General features: G+C 71.4%; 16 protein-coding genes. 14 read left to right on the top strand and 2 right to left on the bottom strand.

The window, feature by feature from the left end:
* Nucleotides 1–320 precede the first annotated feature (320 nt).
* From ACZ4EF_RS28540 to ACZ4EF_RS28495, 10 genes are all read left to right on the top strand, one after another.
* A complete protein-coding gene (locus tag ACZ4EF_RS28540) occupies nt 321–974 on the top strand; it encodes a GntR family transcriptional regulator (RefSeq protein WP_355348412.1) in 654 nt (217 codons plus the stop codon).
* 313 nt (nt 975–1,287) lie between these two features.
* Nucleotides 1,288–2,364, top strand: a complete 1,077-nt coding sequence (locus ACZ4EF_RS28535; RefSeq protein WP_391049967.1) for an ABC transporter ATP-binding protein — start codon at nt 1,288–1,290, stop codon at nt 2,362–2,364.
* 99 nt (nt 2,365–2,463) lie between these two features.
* Nucleotides 2,464–3,645: an ABC transporter substrate-binding protein gene (locus tag ACZ4EF_RS28530; protein WP_355348418.1), complete on the top strand. Its 1,182-nt coding sequence runs from the start codon at nt 2,464–2,466 to the stop codon at nt 3,643–3,645.
* A 133-nt stretch (nt 3,646–3,778) separates the two neighbouring features.
* Nucleotides 3,779–5,572: an ABC transporter permease gene (locus tag ACZ4EF_RS28525; protein WP_355348421.1), complete on the top strand. Its 1,794-nt coding sequence runs from the start codon at nt 3,779–3,781 to the stop codon at nt 5,570–5,572.
* Between the two features lie 88 nt (nt 5,573–5,660).
* Entirely contained in the window at nt 5,661–7,256 is a 1,596-nt protein-coding gene (locus ACZ4EF_RS28520; RefSeq protein ID WP_467506940.1) for a DUF885 family protein, read from the top strand.
* Complete coding sequence (locus ACZ4EF_RS28515) at nt 7,253–8,902, top strand: gamma-glutamyltransferase family protein (RefSeq protein WP_467506938.1); 1,650 nt, start codon at nt 7,253–7,255, stop codon at nt 8,900–8,902. The genes ACZ4EF_RS28520 and ACZ4EF_RS28515 overlap by 4 nt, the downstream gene beginning before the upstream one ends.
* A gap of 62 nt (nt 8,903–8,964) precedes the next feature.
* Nucleotides 8,965–9,744, top strand: a complete 780-nt coding sequence (locus ACZ4EF_RS28510) for an IclR family transcriptional regulator (RefSeq protein WP_355348430.1) — start codon at nt 8,965–8,967, stop codon at nt 9,742–9,744.
* Nucleotides 9,745–9,845: 101 nt separating this feature from the next.
* Nucleotides 9,846–10,832, top strand: a complete 987-nt coding sequence (locus ACZ4EF_RS28505; protein WP_355348433.1) for a succinylglutamate desuccinylase/aspartoacylase family protein — start codon at nt 9,846–9,848, stop codon at nt 10,830–10,832.
* Nucleotides 10,833–10,892: 60 nt separating this feature from the next.
* Nucleotides 10,893–12,107, top strand: a complete 1,215-nt coding sequence (locus tag ACZ4EF_RS28500) for a metal-dependent hydrolase family protein (RefSeq protein WP_355348436.1) — start codon at nt 10,893–10,895, stop codon at nt 12,105–12,107.
* A gap of 59 nt (nt 12,108–12,166) precedes the next feature.
* A complete protein-coding gene (locus tag ACZ4EF_RS28495) occupies nt 12,167–13,066 on the top strand; it encodes an aldo/keto reductase (RefSeq protein WP_467506935.1) in 900 nt (299 codons plus the stop codon).
* A gap of 26 nt (nt 13,067–13,092) precedes the next feature.
* Here ACZ4EF_RS28495 and ACZ4EF_RS28490 read toward each other — a convergent pair whose 3' ends face one another.
* The gene (locus tag ACZ4EF_RS28490; RefSeq protein WP_355348442.1) at nt 13,093–13,413 is read right to left on the bottom strand and encodes a DUF6191 domain-containing protein; all 321 of its coding nucleotides are present in this window, start codon (nt 13,411–13,413) and stop codon (nt 13,093–13,095) included.
* Between the two features lie 132 nt (nt 13,414–13,545).
* Between ACZ4EF_RS28490 and ACZ4EF_RS28485 the strand changes: the two genes are divergently transcribed.
* Nucleotides 13,546–14,061 carry a malectin domain-containing carbohydrate-binding protein gene (locus tag ACZ4EF_RS28485; RefSeq protein ID WP_467506933.1) on the top strand — a complete coding sequence of 172 codons (516 nt, stop codon included), beginning with the start codon at nt 13,546–13,548 and terminating at the stop codon, nt 14,059–14,061.
* A 115-nt stretch (nt 14,062–14,176) separates the two neighbouring features.
* On the opposite strand, the gene ACZ4EF_RS28480 is transcribed toward ACZ4EF_RS28485, so the two are convergent.
* Nucleotides 14,177–14,983: a LysR substrate-binding domain-containing protein gene (locus tag ACZ4EF_RS28480; protein WP_467506931.1), complete on the bottom strand. Its 807-nt coding sequence runs from the start codon at nt 14,981–14,983 to the stop codon at nt 14,177–14,179.
* Nucleotides 14,984–15,042: 59 nt separating this feature from the next.
* Between ACZ4EF_RS28480 and ACZ4EF_RS28475 the strand changes: the two genes are divergently transcribed.
* The 3 genes from ACZ4EF_RS28475 (at nt 15,043) to ACZ4EF_RS28465 (ending at nt 17,697) form a co-directional block, all read left to right on the top strand.
* Complete coding sequence (locus tag ACZ4EF_RS28475; protein ID WP_391049983.1) at nt 15,043–15,435, top strand: DUF5997 family protein; 393 nt, start codon at nt 15,043–15,045, stop codon at nt 15,433–15,435.
* 193 nt (nt 15,436–15,628) lie between these two features.
* Nucleotides 15,629–16,462 carry a GntR family transcriptional regulator gene (locus ACZ4EF_RS28470; RefSeq protein WP_467506929.1) on the top strand — a complete coding sequence of 278 codons (834 nt, stop codon included), beginning with the start codon at nt 15,629–15,631 and terminating at the stop codon, nt 16,460–16,462.
* 95 nt (nt 16,463–16,557) lie between these two features.
* Complete coding sequence (locus tag ACZ4EF_RS28465) at nt 16,558–17,697, top strand: glycosyl hydrolase family 18 protein (RefSeq protein WP_467506927.1); 1,140 nt, start codon at nt 16,558–16,560, stop codon at nt 17,695–17,697.
* Nucleotides 17,698–17,844 lie beyond the last annotated feature (147 nt).

Here is a 17,844-nt window from a genome sequence, read left to right as displayed (position 1 = left end):
GCGACGGGAGCCCGGATCGGTGGTGCGCAACGGGCTACGGACCGGCCGCCGGGACCGTGGGCGCTGCGCTGTCACAGTAGCTGTGCAATGGCACTGACGCCAGACCTCGACGGATCTTCGAGTGAACAGCGCGGGGACATGCGCCTTTGCCCCTTTCGTTCCCGGCTCGCGCGTCCGTGAATATCATTGCGCCGCACAATGAAACCTCATTGACCCTCCGCCCTGTCGCCGCCGTACCCCGCCCGGCTGTCATCCTGACCTCGGACAGGCGATGCGCCGGCCGAGCGGCGGGGGCGCGGGAGAGCCGAAGGGCGGGGCACGTGAGCGGTGGGCAGAGCGCCGACGGCCGGGAGACGCAGCGGGACCGGGTGCGCGACGAACTGCGCGCCGCCGTCGTCTCCGGGGACCTGATCCCGGGCGCGGTCTACTCCGCTCCCAGCCTGGCGGCGCGCTTCGGCGTGTCCTCCACCCCGGTGCGGGAGGCCATGCTCGACCTGGTCAAGGAAGGGCTCGCGGTGGCCCAGCCCAACAAGGGCTTCCGGATCACCGAGGTCTCCGACCAGGACCTGGACCAGATCACCGCCGTCCGCCTGCTGATCGAACCGCCCGCCGTACGCGCCGTCGTCCCGCTGGTCCCCGCCGCCGACCTGCCCCTGCTGCGCACGCTCGCCGAGCACATCGTCGTCGCCGCGCGCGCCGGTGACCTGGTCGGATACGTCGAGGCCGACCGGATCTTCCACCTCACGCTGCTGGGCTACACCGGCAACCGGCACCTGGTGAACGTCGTCGCGGGTCTGCGCGCGCGGACCCGGCTGCTGGGCCTCGCGCCGCTGCTCGCCGACGGCAGCCTCGTCGAGTCGGCGATGGAGCACCACCAACTCACGGACTTCGTGGAGTACGGCGACGCGGTGGGCGCCGAGCTGATGATGCACCGGCACATCGGGCATGTCCGGGGGCTCTGGGCGGCGCGCTGACGTCCCTTCCGTCCGCGTAACACAGGTTTTACCGGGCGGATCGGACGAAATTTTCTCCCCGCCCGGCGGCGCTCCGCGCGGGCTCGGCCCCGTGCGGCCCGGGGGAGTCAACTCGCAGGTGGCGGGCGGGCGTTGAGCGCCCGGACGACGATTTCCCGACCCGCTCGCGAGCCCGGTCGGATGGCTTGAACGGTGCCCTGTGCGTCGTCGCCGATTCAAGAACTTCGTGATCGACCGTTGACCGCACCCTTGTCGCTCACTTAGCGTCCTGCTCACCCCAGTGGAAGCCAAGTTCCAATGAATGGAAGTTCAGGTGAACGCTGTGAACCCGGACGATCCGTCGGCCCTCGACGCCCGATTGACCGATGTCAGCAAGACCTACCCCGGCGGCGAGACCGCGGTGACCAGCATGAACCTCGGTGTCAGGCGAGGCGAGTTCTTCTCGCTCCTGGGACCGTCGGGATGCGGCAAGTCCACCACGCTGCGGATACTCGCCGGTCTCGAACAGCCCACGGAAGGCACCGTCGCCATCGCGGGCAAGGACATGACCGGAGTGCCGCCCAACAAGCGGCCGACCAACCTGATCTTCCAGAGACTGGCGCTCTTCCCGCACCTCACCGTGGCCGAAAACATCGCTTTCGGTCCGAAGATACGCCGCCAGTCACGGGCGGAGATCCGGTCGACCGTCACCGACATGCTGGACCTGGTCGACCTCGCGGGTTACGCCAACCGCAAGCCCGCCCAGTTGTCCGGCGGCCAGCAGCAGCGGGTGGCGATCGCCCGCGCCCTGGCCAACAAGCCCGCCGTACTGCTGCTCGACGAACCCCTGGGCGCGCTGGACCTGCGGCTGCGGGTGCAGATGCAGCGCGCCCTGAAGCAGATCCAGCAGGAGTCAGGGACCACCTTCGTCTTCGTCACCCACGACCAGACCGAGGCGTTCACCATCTCCGACCGGATCGCCCTGATGAACCAGGGCCGTGTGGAGCAGGTCGGCCGGCCCGACGAGCTCTACGACCGCCCCGCCACCGAATTCGTCGCCACGTTCCTCGGCGACACCAACATCATCCGCGGCGCCGTCGCCGACCGGGTGCTGCGCGCGGACGGCTTCACCTGCCGCACGCCGGGGCCCGGCACGGCGCTGTCGGTCCGGCCCGAGGCCATCGCCATGCGGCCCCGGCTGACCAGCGACTTCGACAACCGCTTCACCGCCCGCGTCACGGACCTGACCTTCCAGGGAGCCAGCATCCGCTTCCAGGTGGCCGTGGCCGACTCCAGGCAGGAACTGGTCGTACAACTCCCCGCCAAGGACGCACGGGGGATCGCCACGGGCGACGAGGTCGAGATCGGCTGGCCGTCCGACGCCGCCGTCATGCTCGGCGCCGACTCCTAGGACTCGTCCGCGCGACGGGCCACCGGGCCTGTCCGCGCGACAGTCCCGGCCGAGCGCGGGCCCACCACCAGAAGTGCTGTGACCACCCAGGGAGAGACCATGCACAGCAACACGGGCAGATCGAACGGGGACAAGGCGGCAGCGGCCGGAGCCGCGTCGCCCGCAGGGGAAGGCACCGGCCGTACCCCGGTGTCGCGGCGCTCGCTGCTGACCGGCGGCGGCGCGGTGGCGGCCGGACTGTTCCTGGCCGCCTGCGCCTCGAACAAGCAGCCCGGCACGTCGGCGAGTTCGGGCGCGGGCAAGGGAGCGGGCAAGAAGCTCACCATCACCATGACCCCCTTCGCGGGCGCCGATCTCGGCCTCATGCCCAGGGAGTTCGCCAAGGAGTACCAGGACAAGCACCCCAACGTGCAGATCAAGATCGACGACACGCTCAACCTCGCCAAGCAGACCGCCGCCTACCAGGCGAACCCGCACAAGCCGCTGAACAACCTGGTCTTCTCCAACGGCGGCGCGACGGCCACCGGCAAGGCCACCGGTATGTACCTCAAGCTGGACTACAGCAAGATCCCCAACACCTCGCAACTGCACGCCCAGTTCGTCGAGCGCGACCACTGCGGTGTGGTGTTCGGCGCCGACCAGATGGGGCTGGTCTACAACACCAAGACCTACCCCAAGGGCTTCGCGTCCTGGACCGACCTGTGGTCGCCCGACCAGCGCGGAAAGCTCTGTTTCTTCACCATCCCCTGGTGGGCCATCGGCATGGCCGCCAAGCTCAACGGCGGCGGCTGGGACAACATGGACCCCGGCTTCAAGCTGTGGATCGAGCACGCCAAGAACATCCGCACGATCGTGACGGCCAACCCTCAGTTCCTCAACGTGCTCTCCACCAGCGAGGCCCCGCTGACCTCGCACTACCTGGGCACCTCGACGGCCTGGCACGCCCAGGGCGCGCCGCTGGGCTTCAGCCGCCCCACCGAGGGCGCCTTCTTCGACCCGGTCGGCGTCAACATCAACTCCGGTTCCTCCGACGACCAGCTCGAGGTCTGCTACGACATCGTCAACGAGATGCTCCAGCCCAAGTGGAACCAGCGCTGGGTGGACACCTCGGTCGAGATCCCCGCCTCCAGCACCTCGAAGCTGACCCCGAAGCTCCAGGCCATCCCGGCCATCGCCGCCGGCGCCGACCAGAAGTTCGTGGACGTCGACTGGGACACCGTCGGCAAGAACATGGCCGCCTGGACCGCGCGGTGGAACGAGGAAGTCGTCTCCAAGATCTGACGGCCCCGTTCGTACGACTCAGTTCTTACGGCTCCAGTTCTTACGGCTCAGCTCTCACGGACCGGTTCCGACAGCCCGGTTCTCACGGCTCAGCCCCGACGACGTCCACCCCACGACCGGAAGGACCTGCACGATGGCGGACAACCCTCCAGGCGGCATACGAGAAGCCGCCCCGGTGAGCGGGGCGGCGACGGCCACGGCGGAGCGCCCGGCCCCGGAGAAGCCGGGACCCCGCCGAGCGCAGCCCAAAGCCTTCACCGGCAAGGGCCGCGACCGGCGCACCGCACTCCTCCTGCTCGCGCCCAGCATCGTGCTGCTGCTCGCGGTGTTCGCCTTCGCCATGGAGTCGCTCGTCGAGTACTCCCTGCAGAAGTACCAACCCGGTGGCGTCAACACCACCAACACCCTGGCCACGTGGACGAAAGTCCTCACCAGCTCCTACTACTGGTCGGTGATCTGGCAGACCGTACTCGTCGGTCTGCTGGTCACCGCGATCACCGCGGTCGTCGGCTACCTCACCGCCCTGGCACTGCACCACACCAAGCGGACCGGCTGGCGCAACGCCGGATACGCGGTGGTCTTCTCCTCGCTCGTCTTCTCCGGCATCGCCAGCGTCTACGCCTGGCAACTGCTGCTCGGCCAGGAGGGTTTCCTCAACTCCGCGCTCGGCCTGTTCGGCATCGGCCCCGTCCACCTGCTCTACGAGCGCAGCGCCGTCGTCATCGCCCTCGTGCACACCCTGCTGCCGCTGATGGTCCTGCCGATCAGCAGCACCTTCCGGCAGATCGACGGGACCCTCGCCGATGCGGCCGACGACTTCGGCGCCTCCCGCTGGCGCACCTTCCGCTCGATCACCCTGCCGCTGAGCGCGCCGGGCCTGATCGCCGGATGCCAGCTCACCTTCGCCCTGACCATCTCCAGCTTCACCGCCCCCAGCCTCCTCGGCGGCGGGCGGGTCGCGACCCTGTCCACCAGCATCTACTCCCTGGTCGGCACCACGGACTATCCGGGCGCCTCCGTCTGCGCCCTGGTGCTGCTGATCCTCGCGCTGGTCTCCACCGGAGCGTTCGTCCTCCTCCAGCGCCGGTTCGCCGAGGCCGACCAGGGCGGAGTCACCATCAGCCCCTCGCCGCCCCGCGGCATCCGCGGGCTCGGCGTGTGGATGGCCGTGCTGTACGCCTTCCAGCTCGTGCCCGCCGCGATCGTCGTGATCAGCTCGCTGTCGTCGGTCTCCTACGGGGTATGGCCGCCGCCCGGCTTCTCCACCCGCTGGTACACCAACCTCTACCACCAGGACGGCGTCATGGACGCCTTCGTCGGCAGCCTGTGGATCGGGGCGCTGGTCGCGGTGCTCGCCGTCCTGCTCGGCTCCGCCGGCGCGGTCGCCCTGGTCCGCTACCGCTTCCGGGGCAGCGGGGTGGTGCAGTCGGCGCTCTTCTCACCCGTCGTGGTGCCCAAGATCGCTTTCGGCTTCGCCGTGTTCATGCTGCTCGCCCGGGCGGGTCTGCCCTCCGGGCGGTGGGCGGTGGTCCTCGCCCACACCGTGGCGACCGTGCCGTTCGTGATCGTGCTGCTGTCCGCCGCCCTGACCCGGGCCGACCGCACCCTGGACTACGCGGCGATCGACCTCGGCGCCTCGCCGCTGCGCGCCTTCCTGCGCACGACGCTGCCGCAGATCGCGCCCGCCCTGCTCATCAGCGGCGTCTTCGCCTTCCTCGTCAGCTTCAACGAGATCGACCTGTCGATCTTCCTGCTCACCTCCGACCAGCAGACCCTGCCGGTGTGGATGTACGGCTACCTCAACAACTACCAGGACCCGACCCCCGCGGCCCTGTCCACGATCATGACCGCGCTGTCGGTGCTCGTCGTCGGACTCGGCGCCCTGCTCCTGCGTGTCGTCCAGCGCGGCCGACGACTGGAGCTGTGACCGACCGCCACCACCGCTTCGGGCCACGCCGCACCCGCGTCCGCGTACCCGCACACCACCCGCCTTCGTACCACCAAGGAGACCACCGATGGCTGAGCTGTTCCCACGGCTGCGCCACGTCTGCGACCTGGACGCCGCCTACCTGCGCGAATACTCAGGACTGCACGACGAGTACGACGGCACGATCGTCGACCTGTCGCCTGCCGGGGTGGCCTCGGCGCTGGCCGCGCTGGGCGGTCCCGCGCTGGACGACGCGCACGACGAAGCACAGCTCGCCGCCACCGAGAACGCGATGCGGACCCGGTTCGGCCGTATCCGCCAGCACCGCTGGGACCCCTGGGTCCACATCGAGGCGCTGGACCTGTCGCCGTACGACCGGCCCTACGACGACGAGGCGGTACGCGTGCGGGCCAGGCGCCGCCACCTGCGGCTCTGGCCGGACGCCGTGGACAACGCGATCGAGGCGCTGGACGAACTGTCGTCCTCCGTCGCCGGGATGTTCCTGCCCGCGGCGCGCGGAATGGCCGCCGAGGTCCGCGCCGACGACGGCGAGGACGGCGTACGCGCCCTGGCCGCGCTGGAACGGCTGACCGCCCACCTCGAACGCGCGGCGCGCGAGGCCGCTCCGGCAGCGGGACTCGGCAGGGCCGACCTCACCGCGCTCCTCGGCTGCGAGGACCGCGTCCCGGTGGACCTGGACGAACTGGCCGCCATGGCCGACAGCGAGTACGCGCGGATGAGCGACATCCTGGACGACGCCGCGGCCCGGCTCGACCCCGCGGGCGCCGACGACCCGGCCGCCAGGACCCGGCGGCTCAGCGCCCGGGTGCGCGCCGACCACGGAGACTTCCCGCGCATCCTCGCCGACACCCAGGCCCAGGTCGCGCTGGCCGCGCGCTTCGTGCGCGAGCGCGAACTGGTGCCCGTCGTCGACGAGGCGTGCGTCATCGAACCCAGCCCGCCCGCGCGGAGTTGGGCCGCGGGCCGGGTGAGCTGGACCGCGCCGTGGGAGACGCGCGGCCACTCGCTCTTCCACGTGACCGGACCCTCGCCGCACTGGTCGCTCGACGACCACCGCGCCTGGCTGTCCCGGTTCAACCGGCCCGCGATGGCCGTGATGGCCGTCCACGAGATCGGGCCCGGCCACTGTAGCCACGCCCTGATGATGGGCAAGGTCGACCGGCCGATCCGCAAGACGCTCTGGTCCGAGCTGTTCTTCGAGGGCTGGGCGCACTACGCCGAGGAGATGATGTGGGAGGAGGGCTACCAGGACGACAGCCCCCTCTACCAGTTCGGCATGGCGCAGGAAGCCATGATGCGGGTCGTCCGCGTCCAGGCCGCGCTCGGCATCCACACCGGCGCCCTCACCCTCGACGACGCCATCGCCCTCTTCGAACGCAAGGCGTTCCTGGCGGGACCGGCCGCGCGGGCCGAGGCGCTGCGCGGTGTGTGGGAGCCGACCTACATCCGCTACACCTGGGGCAAGGTCCTCATGCGGCGGCTGCGCGACCAGGCGAAGTCCGCGTGGGGCAGCGGCTTCACGCTGCCGCGCTTCCACCGTGAGCTGATGGCCTTCGGCTCCCCGCCGGTCGGCCTGGTGGCCTCCGCGATGGGCATCGGCCCGGCGCCGCTCTCGCAGCCGGGTCCGGGCGCACCGGCGGACCAGGGGAGCGGACCGGCATGACGGCGGGCCAGCGGCCGGTCGTGGACCGGGCACTCGAACAGGGGCGGAAGGACTCCGCCCACGGCGGCACCGCCATGGTCTCCGCCATGCACCCGGCGGTCGCCGACGCGATGCTCGACGTCCTGCGGCGCGGCGGCAACGCCATGGACGCGGTGCTCACGGCCATCCCCCTGCAAGGCGTGGTCGAACCTCAGATGACCACCCTGGCCGGTGGCATGTCCGTGCTCTACTACGACGCCGCCCGGCGCGCCTACGACTACATCGACGGCGAACTCGACCACACCCGAGACAGCCCGCCGGTCTCCGCCACCTGGGACCACTACGTGACGGTGGACGGCGCCCTCGGCGCCTCCTCCGGCCGCCGCGTCGCGGTCCCCGGCGCGGTCGCGGGCATGCACCTGGCCATGGAACGCCACGGCAGCATCCCCTGGGCCGACTACTTCGCACCCGCCGTCGAGGTCGCCGCCGCCGGCTTCCCGATGTACTCCTTCCTGTACGGCGAGGCATTCGAGGCCGCCGCGGGCCGGTTGGCGGCGCACCCTTCGGGCCGCGCCGAATTCCTGCCCGACGGCCACGTACCGCCCGTCGGGGAGCGGCTGGTCCGCCCGGCGCTGGCCGAGACGATGCGGCGGATCGCCGCCGACGGCCCCGACCACGTCTACCGCGGCGCGTGGGCGTCGCGCTTCGTGGCCGCGGTCCGCGAGACCGGCGGCACCGTGACCGCCCGCGACCTCGACGACTACACCGCCCGCGCGAGCCGCCCGGTGCGGCGCGCCTACCGGGACCACGAGATCGTCGGCGCCCCGCCCCCGTCGTCCGCGGGCGTCCTCATCGGCCTCGTGCTCGGCATCCTGGAACACTTCGACCTGCCCGCCCTGGGCCACTACACCCGCGACGCCGAAGCCCTCGAAGTGCTGCGACGCGCCATGGCGTTCGCCGAATTCTTCACCGAGCGCTTCGTGAAGGACCCGCTGTCCTTCGACGTCCCGGTGGACGAACTCCTCTCGCCCGACTTCACGGCGTCGCTGGCCGCGCTGATCCGCGGCAACACCCGACGCGACCCGGCGCCCGCGAGCGGCGGTACGGTCCGGCCGCCCGGCGCGCCGCACACCCACAACACCGACCACGTCGTGGCGGTGGACGGCGCGGGCAACATGGCGTCGCTCACCCACAGCGTCTACGGCACCACCTTCGGCACCGGCCTGGTCGTGGACGGCGTCCACGTCAACAGCGGCAACAGCTTCCCCGGCACCGGCGACGGCGACGGGCGGCGCGTTCTGTCGCCCTTCCCGCCCACCATGGTCGCCCGCGACGGAACCCCGCACCTGGCCCTCGGGTCACCGGGCCTGTCCGCGCGCGCCACCGCGATCGTCCTGGCCAACCACCTCGGATACGGCCTCGACCTGGCCGAGTCGATCGACGCGCCGCGCTTCCAGGGCGTCCAGACCGACCAGCCGTTCACCGTCGAGGCACGGATCGACCCGCGGGTGCTCGACGCGCTCGCCACCCGCTACGGCGCCGACGTACGACCGACCACCCCCTACTTCTGGCACTTCGGATCCGTCCACGCGGTGGAAGTCGACGCGGACGGCCACCGCCACGGATACTGCGACCCGCGGCGCCCGGGACGGGCCACGGGATGGTGACCGACCCGCCCGAACAGCCGCCCAACGCAACCGACTTGGGACGACAGGAGACGCACGTACCCATGGCAGAGGACACCGAAGTCCCCGTACCGGCCCCCAGCGAGAACACCAAGTCACCCAGCTACATGGGGCGCATCCTCAACTTGCTGGAGCAGTCCGTGGTCGCCGAGGGCGCACCGCTGACCCTCACCGAACTGGCGGCGGCGGCCGACGCGCCGCTGTCCACCGTGTCCCGGCTGACGGCCCAGCTCGTCACCTGGGGCTTCCTCAACGAGACCACCTCGCACCGCTTCGTGCCCGGCCGACGGCTCGCCGCCATGGCCGCGGCCGTCAGCGAACACCTCTACAGCAACGACCGCCTCCAGCAGGCCACCCGGCTGCTCACCGGCGTCACCGGCGAGAGCACCACCGCCGGACGCATCGTCGGGAACAGCATGTTCATCATCGCCCGCACCGAGTCCGAGCAGCCGCTGCGCGCGGTGAACCGCATCGGCGAGTTCATACCGCCCGACAACTCCGCGCTCGGCAAGGCCATCATGTCCCGGCTGCCCCGCGCCCGGCAGCTCGCGCTGCTGCGCGGCGCCGACGTGGCGGACCCCGAGGCCACGCTGGAGAAGATGCAGCCGGAGCTGGAGGAGGCCAGGCGGCGCGGCTACGCCGTGGACGAGGAGACCTACAGCGTGGGCCTGCGCTGCCGGGCCGCCGCCGTCGTCGGCCCCGACGGCGTCGCGGTCGCCGGACTCTCCATCAGCGGACCCGCCGCCCGCTTCACCCTCGACCTCGCCGAAGGAGCCGTTCCCGCGCTGCGCCAGGAGGCGTCCGCGATCGGCGACATGCGGTGACCCCCGCCGCGGCCGGGGACACCCTCCCCGGCCCCGGCGACGACCAGAACCCGAGCACCGATCCCCGTATCAGTACCCGTATCAGCAAGGAGACACAGCGGATGAGCGACACCACAGCCACCGGTACCCCGGCCGCGCAGCCCGGCCACACCGTCGAGACCGTCCCCGTCACCCGCGTGGACAACGGGCACGACCTCGCGCTCACCGTCCACCGCCTGACCGGCGCCCGGCCGGGGCCCACCCTGGTCGCCTTCGGCGGCGTCCACGGCGACGAGGCCATGGGACCCGAGGAGATCCGCAGGTTCGTCTCGTCGGTCGACCCCGCCGAACTGGCGGGCACGATCGTCGCCGTACCGGTGGCCAACCCGTACGCGTACGCGGCGATGTCCCGCTTCACCCCGCAGGACGGCCTCAACCTCAACCGCATCTTCCCCGGCGACCGCAACGGCTCGGTCACCGAGCAACTGGCCGCCGTGCTCGCCGAGATCATGCTTCAGGCCGACTACTTCGTGGACTTCCACTCCAGCGGCCTGTACTCCACGGTCGAGTACTCCTACATCATGGACGACGGCCGGGAGATGGCCACGTCCTTCGGCGCCGCGCTGCTCTACCACCACGAGCCCTACGAGGGCACCTCCAACGCGTGGGCGATCAAGAACGGCATCTCCTCGACCGTCTGCGAACTGGGCGGCGGCGGGCAGCTCACCGACGCCTTCCTCGACAAGGCCGTACGCCAGGGCCGCAACATGCTCAAGGGCATCGGGATGCTGGAAGGCGCCCCCGAGGCGATCGTCGAGCAGCAGACGGTGATGACCGAACTCGTCACGCTGCGCCCGACCAAGGGCGGCACGATGATCTCCCACTTCACCCCTGACCGGCTCGGCGAGGTCATCAAGGGCGGCACGGTGCTGGGCGAGGTCGTGGACCCGTACACCTTCGAGACGCTGGAACAGCTCGTCGCGCCGTACGACTCCAACATCCTGGTGCTCAGCCGCGAGGGCTACTCCCGCACCGCGCCGGGCGACTACGGCTTCATGGTCGGCAACGCCGGCACCACGACCACCGTCGACGAGCTGTTCGGCGCCTGAGCGCGGGGGCGCGAGCCAGCGGGCGACGGGTGTAGCGGAGACGAGGAGCGGCGTACCGGCATGGACATCAGACACGTCCACGTGGTGGACCCCGAGAGCGAACAGATCCTCAGGGACCGGCGGATCACCCTGGAAGGAGACCGGATCACCGCCGTCACGGCCGACACCCCGGACCCACTCGCGCCCGGCGACGTGGACGGCACCGACCTGTACGCGGTCCCCGGCTTCATCGACTGCCACGTGCACGTCACCTCGGTGACCGCCGACGAGTGGGCCGACACCGGGATGGCGCCCAGCTACGTCACCGCCCACGCGCTACGGGAACTGCGCGCGATGCTCGAACGCGGCTTCACCACCGTCCGGGACGCGGGCGGCGCCGACGCCGGGCTGGCCGACGCCCTGGACGAGGGGCTGGCGCCAGGACCCCGGCTGTACGTGTGCGGCAAGGCGCTGTCGCAGACCGGGGGCCACGGCGACCTGCGACCCCGTGGCCGTTACCACGCCGACGACCATCCGGCCGTGCCCGGCATCGGCCGGATCGTCGACGGACCCGACGCACTGCGCACCGCCGTACGCGAAGGCGTACGGTCCGGGGCGTCGTTCGTGAAACTCATGCTCTCCGGCGGGATCTCCAGCCCCACCGACCGGATCGACACCCCGCAGTACAGCGAGGACGAGATCCGCGCGGCGGTCGACGAGGCCGCGCGTGCGGGCGTCTACTGCGCCGGGCACGCCTACACCCCGCAGGCGGTGGCCCGCGCGCTGCGTCTGGGCGTACGCACCATCGAGCACGGCAATCTGATCGGCCCGGACGAGGCCCGGCTGTTCGCCGAGCACGACGCGTACTACGTGCCGACGCTGGTGACGTACACGGTGCTGGCGCAGGAGGGTCCGCTCCACGGGCTCCCGCCCGCGAGCACCGCCAAGGTCGCGGCCGTCCGGGACAGCGGCCTCACCGCGCTGGCCCACGCCCACGCCGCCGACGCCCCGATCGCCTTCGGCACCGACCTGCTCGGCGCGATGCACGTCCACCAGTCGCGGGAGTTCGCGCTGCGGGCCAGGGTGCAGCCGGGCTGGGCGGTGCTGCGCAGCGCCACCACCACCGGCGCCCGGCTGCTCGGCGCGGCCGGTGAACTCGGTGTGCTCGCGCCCGGCGCCCGCGCCGACATCGTCCTGACCCGCCACAACCCCGCTGTCCACGTCGAGCGGCTGGCGGACCCGGAGGCCGAGGTCGCCGCCGTCTTCTCACGGGGCCGCCTCGCGGTACGCCGCTAGGCGCCGCCAGGGCCCCGGCGCCGCACGCGGCAGCACCATCACACGAGACAGGGAGCCGTATGCACCACCCACCGCACCTCACCAACCCGACCCGCGCGTGCGGGAGTTCGAAGGTCTTCCCGGTCGGCCTTGGCGGCATGCTGCTGTCCATCGAAGGGCGCCCGGACCGCGCCCGTGCCACGGCGACGATCCACACCGCGCTCGACGCCGGAGTGACCCTCATCGACTCCGCCTCCGCCTACCACACAGGTGCCGACGAAGTAGGCCACAACGAGACGCTGATCGCCGACGCGCTGGAGAGCTGGGACGGCGACGCCTCCGGAGTCACGGTGGTGACGAAGGCGGGCCGGGTCAGACCGGGCGACGGGCGGTGGCTCACCGACAGCAGCCCCGACCACCTCGTCCGCTCGGCCGCCGCGTCCCGCGACCGGCTCCGCCTTGACCGTATCGAGCTGTTCTTCCTGCACGCACCCGACCCGGTGGTGCCGATCGCCGACTCGCTGACGGCGCTGCTCCGGCTGGTCGCCGACGGGACCGTCACCTCGGTCGGTGTCTCCAACGTCACCGTCGCCGAACTCGACCAGGCACACGAGCTGTTGGGTGACGCCCTCGTCGCCGTGCAGAACGAGTTCTCACCCAGCGCCGTACAGCACCGCGCGGTAGTGCGTCGCGCGGAGGAACTCGGTCTGGCCTTTCTGGCCTGGCGGCCGTTGGGCACCATCGGCACGAAGGACGACGAACTCACCGCCGCCTTCACCGAGATCGGCCGCGCCCACGACGCCAGCCCGCAACGCACCGCGCTGTCCTGGCTGTTGTCCACCAGCCCGGCCCTCATCCCCATACCGGGCGCCCGCCGCCCCGAGACGATCCTCGACTCCGCCCGCGCCGCCGAACTGCACCTGGGGGAGGACGAAGTGAGCCGACTGGACGCGGCGGTCGCGAGCCGCGTGCCGTCCTAGGCGAGAGGAGTTCCGAAGGTCGCGCCTCAGGAGCGGGGCCGCGCCATCCGTACGACCGCGGTCCCGCGCTGGAGATCGACGGTCGTACGGTTCGCGGGCGCGCCGTCCTCCTCGTCGTCCCGCAGCACGAGGGCCGACTGCCGCTCCTTCAACTCGTTCTGCTTGCCCGGCGAGAAGCTCGCGTGCAGCATCTCGAAGCCGGTGGACGAAATCTGCCCCTGGCGGCCAGGACCGCGCCACGGCAGGATTCCGGCCCGCCCGGCCCGCATGAGCATCTGATCGGCGAAGGCCACCAGGGTCAGCAGGATGACCAGACCGGGCAGGGTCATGAAAACGACGAACGTCATGCCCCCAGTATCGCCGTCCGGGCGCCGGTGATCCATGGGCCGGCAGGGGCCGGTCCGGCCCGCGCGCCACCTCGTCGGCCGCGCGAGGGGTCCGGCGGGAGGCTCCCTCTGAGCATGGTGCTGGGCGGTCTCGTGACCGCGGGGACCGCTCACGCCGACGTGGCACCAGGGATGTCGATCGACCTCGGCGGCGCGGGCGGCGGCGACTTCATCGCGGACACCGGCACCGGCGGCAGGCCCGACACCATTCCCGCGGGCGCTCCCAGCTTCCCGAACTGGGGACGGACCGTGGCCCACCCGATCCCCGCCGACATCTGGAACACCTCACGCGTCGGGGACTCCTCCTACAGCATCCCCGGTCTCACGCCGGGCGCCGACTACCAGGTCCGTCTCTACTTCATGGACTGGTACTACACCCACTCCGGTCAGCGTGAATTCGACGTCACGATCGACGGCGCCAAGGTCCTGACCGACTTCGACATCATCGGCGCGGCCGTGGCGGCGGGCGCGGACGGCCAGGAAGCCTTCGGCGTCGAGAAGGACTTCCCCGTCACCGTGGACGCCTCCGGCACCGTCTCCCTCGACTTCACCCGCGGCTCCGCCAACCAGGCCCAGGTCAACGCCATCGTCGTGACGCCCGCGAGCTGACGACCCGCCTCCGGCACGCATCGTCCACGTGATCGCGGTCGGCCGGCCGGGCGGTGCCTCCATGGCGGGTCCGGCCGACCGCGCTGCCGTACGGGGGACCGGGACCCCGGTCCGGCTACGGGCGGCGGCGGGGCTTGCCGCGCTTCGCGCCGCCCGTACCGCCGCTCTTGCCGCCCTTGCCTCCGGCACCCCGGCCCGGCGCGGGCTTGCGGCGCGCCTCCGATGCCTTGTCCGGGCGCTTGTCCTTCGCCTTGTCCTTGGCCTTCGCGGCCTTCGCCCCCGGTGCGGACGGCTCCGGGAGCGGCCGGCCGCGCGTGCTGTTGACGGTGCGACCGCGCACGATGCCGATGAGGTGTTCCACCAGATCCGTGGTCTCCTCCTGCGGCCAGGACAGGGCGACGCGGGACTCGGGCGCGTCCGGGACCGGACGGTAGGTGAGGTCCCTGCGGTGGTGCAGCCGCGCGAGCGACTGGGGGACGATCAGCAGGCCCACACCCGCCGCGACCAGTTCCACGGCGTCCGCCGTGGTGGCGGGCCGCTCCTTCGCGGGCCGCCCCGGCGGCGTCTGCCAGGTGAGGGTGTCGTCCAGGGGACGCAGCACGATGTCGTCCGCGAGATCGGCCAGCGACACCTCGTCGACCGCCGCGACCGCGTGGTCCTTGGGGACGACGACCACCGTCGTCTCCGTGTAGAGCGGGATCGCGCTGAGGTCCGCGCCGTCGACCGGCAGCCGTACGAATCCGGCGTCCGCGCCGGACCCGCCGCCGTCCCGCAGCGCGCCGAACGCCTCGGCGGCGGGCACCGGGACCAGGGTGAGCGGGACCTCCGGCAGTCGCTCGTTCCAGATCCGCACCCACTTGGTCGGCATCACGCCCGGAACGTATGCGAGCCGGAACGAAGGAGGTACTTCCGAACCTGTCACCCCAGCAGGTTATCCGCTGGTGGTCGGAGGCGGCGCACGCGCTCGTTACCCTTGACGGCATGACGTCGCAGCAGACCGCCCAGACCATGAAGCCCGCGACAGCGGCGAAGAAGCTGGGTGTGTACCTCCAGGCCACACCCGCCGAGTTCCAGGAGGGTGTCGTCTCGCGCACCGAGCTCAACGCGCTCCAGGCCGATCCCCCCGAGTGGCTGGTGGAACTGCGGCACAACGGACCGCACCCCCGCCCTGTCGTCGCGTCCAGGCTCGGCGTGTCCATCGCGGGTCTCGCGCGCGGCGGCGTGACCGAGGCGCTCACCACCGAGGAGATCGAGGCACTGAAGCAGGACCAGCCGCAGTGGCTGGTCGAGGAGCGTGCCGTGCAGGCGGAGGTCCGCAAGGAAGCGGTGCGGATCAAGGAGAAGAACGCGGAGCGCGCCGCCCGTACCCGCTGATCTTTTTTCCCGCTGACTCGTACCCGCTGACCTTTGTCCCCCGACCTTTGTCCGCTGACTCCGGCGCGGATTCGCTGACCACATATTGACCAGTGGTAAGAACGGGGTCCATCATCGGTGCGTCGCCGAACACCTCGGCGTCCGGACGCCGAGACACCGGCACCCGCCCCGCGCGGACAGGACTGGTGGGCCCATGGTCAGCAGCGAGAGCCGCTGGGAGAAGCGGCAGCGGATCCGTACGCACCTCCTCGACCTCGTCGAGGAGACCGCGACCGGACGACCGCTGCCCGGTGAGCGCCAGCTCTGCGAGACCCTGGAGGTCTCGCGCCCGACGCTGCGCTCGGTGATGGACGACCTGGTGCGCGACGGACTGCTGATCCGGGCCCACGGCCGCGGCGTCTTCGTCGCCGAGGACAAGGTCGCCCAGCGCCTGGGGCCGGCCGCGGGGCCGGGACCGAGCATGGGCGTCGGCGGTGTGGACGGCGCGTGGACCAGCCGCACCGTGGAGTTCACCGCCATGGCCGCCGGACCCAGGATCGGCCGCCGCCTCGGCACCGCCCCGGCCGACCGGATCCTGCGGATCGCCCGGCTGCGGCTGGTCGACGGCGACCCGATGTGCGTCGAGACGCTGCACATACCGACGGCGCTGGTCCCCGGCCTCACCGCCCACGACCTGGAGACCGACTCCTTCTACCGCCTGCTCGGCAGCCGGTACGGCATCCTGCTCACCCGCGCCTCACAGCTCATCGAACCGACCGTGGTGGACGAGGCCGAGGCCGAACTGCTCGGCGTGCCCGTCCACACCCCGGCCCTGCTCTTCGAACGCGCCGCCAGGGACGCGGACGGGCGCGTCGTGGAGTTCACCCGCTCCGTCTACCGGGGCGACCGGTACCGCATCCTCACCGAACTGTCGCTCGCCCCCGAGCCCGACAGCGGACGCGTCCTGGGCGGCTCCTGGTCGGCGGCCTCGCGCGTACCGGGCGCCGACACCCTGGTCCTCGACCCCTACTGGAACGACAACGGGTAGCCCCCGCGCCCACCCACGACTCCTCCGTCACCCCCCACCCCGCGCCGCCGCCCCCGGCCGACGCGGCGCACCCCCACGCCCCGAAGGGACGGATCATGCTTCGTCGCAGGCTCATCCTCGCCACGGCCGCCGCCTGTTCGGCCGCCCTCGCCGGTGCCATGGCCGCGGGCGCCATGACGACCGACAGCGGTACGTCCGGACCCGGTACGTCGGCCGCCGCGTCGAGCGGCGCCGCCCACCGGCAGCCCGCCGCCCGTACCGCCGCCTCCGCCGTACAGCTACAGACCTGGCTCTACCCCGGCTCCGCAGGCGACTCCACCTGCACCGCGCCGAGCGAATACGCCGACAACCGGGTCAAGAACGGCGCGCTCAAACCCGAGTACTGGAGCGTCACCGGCAAGGGCAAGGTCAGCCTGGAGACCACGGCCGCCGGGCTCTGCAACACCTACAGCGCCGCCAACGTCGCCGACCTCAAGGCGCACTCCGCCTACCAGTACCCGACCGTCTCCGGCATGACCACCGCCGACGTCCACGCCCTGGTCAGCAGCAGTGCCAACCGAAGCGACGCCGTCTCGCAGCTCACCTCCTTCGTGGTGACCAACCAACTCACCGGCGTGGACGTCGACATGGAGGACTACTGGTCCTGGAGCGCCGCCGACTTCACCAACTACAAGACCTTCCTCGGCCAGCTCGCGACCTCCCTGCACGCGCAGGGCAAGAAACTCGTGGTCGACGCGCCCGCGATGACCGAGGACGCCGCCTTCTACGACTACGCCGCCGTCAGCGCCAAGGGCGTCGACGAACTGGACATCATGGCGTACGACGAGGAGTTCGACACCGCGCCCGGCAGCCGCTGCCTGCCGATCACCCCGCTCGCCTGGCTCAAGCAGGTCACGCGGTACGCGCAGAGCAAGATCCCGGACCCGTCGCGGCTGGTCATCGCCCTGCCCTCGTACGGCATCAGCGCGCCCGACCCGTGCGACCTGGACGCGGTCACCGGCAACATCCAGTTCAGTGACATGAAGCACAGCCCCGGCTTCTCCACCGACCCGAGCACGATCGCCGCCCGTCGCGACGCCTCTTCCGGAGAGATCCGCTGGGTCTCCGGAGGAAAGCTCTACGACTACGTGGACAGCACCGCGCTCAACTCCAAGCTGGCGGTGCTGACCTCACTGGGCGTCACCAAAGTCTCCGTCTGGTCCCTCGGCGGCGGGAACCCCTGGTTCACCGGGTGACTCTCCGTCAGTGCGGGTGAAGCGCGCGACCCGCGGGACCGGCCCGAGTCCGGTTCCGCGTACGCCGCCTGACGCGCCCTCATGAGGCACTCGCGCCGAGCTTCACCACGACGGCCCGTTTCCCTCCGCGGTCGGTCGGTGTCAGGC

The sequence above is a fragment of the Streptomyces sp. NPDC025721 genome (genome assembly GCF_055558595.1).
This window is presented reverse-complemented; position numbering and strand designations above follow the sequence as displayed.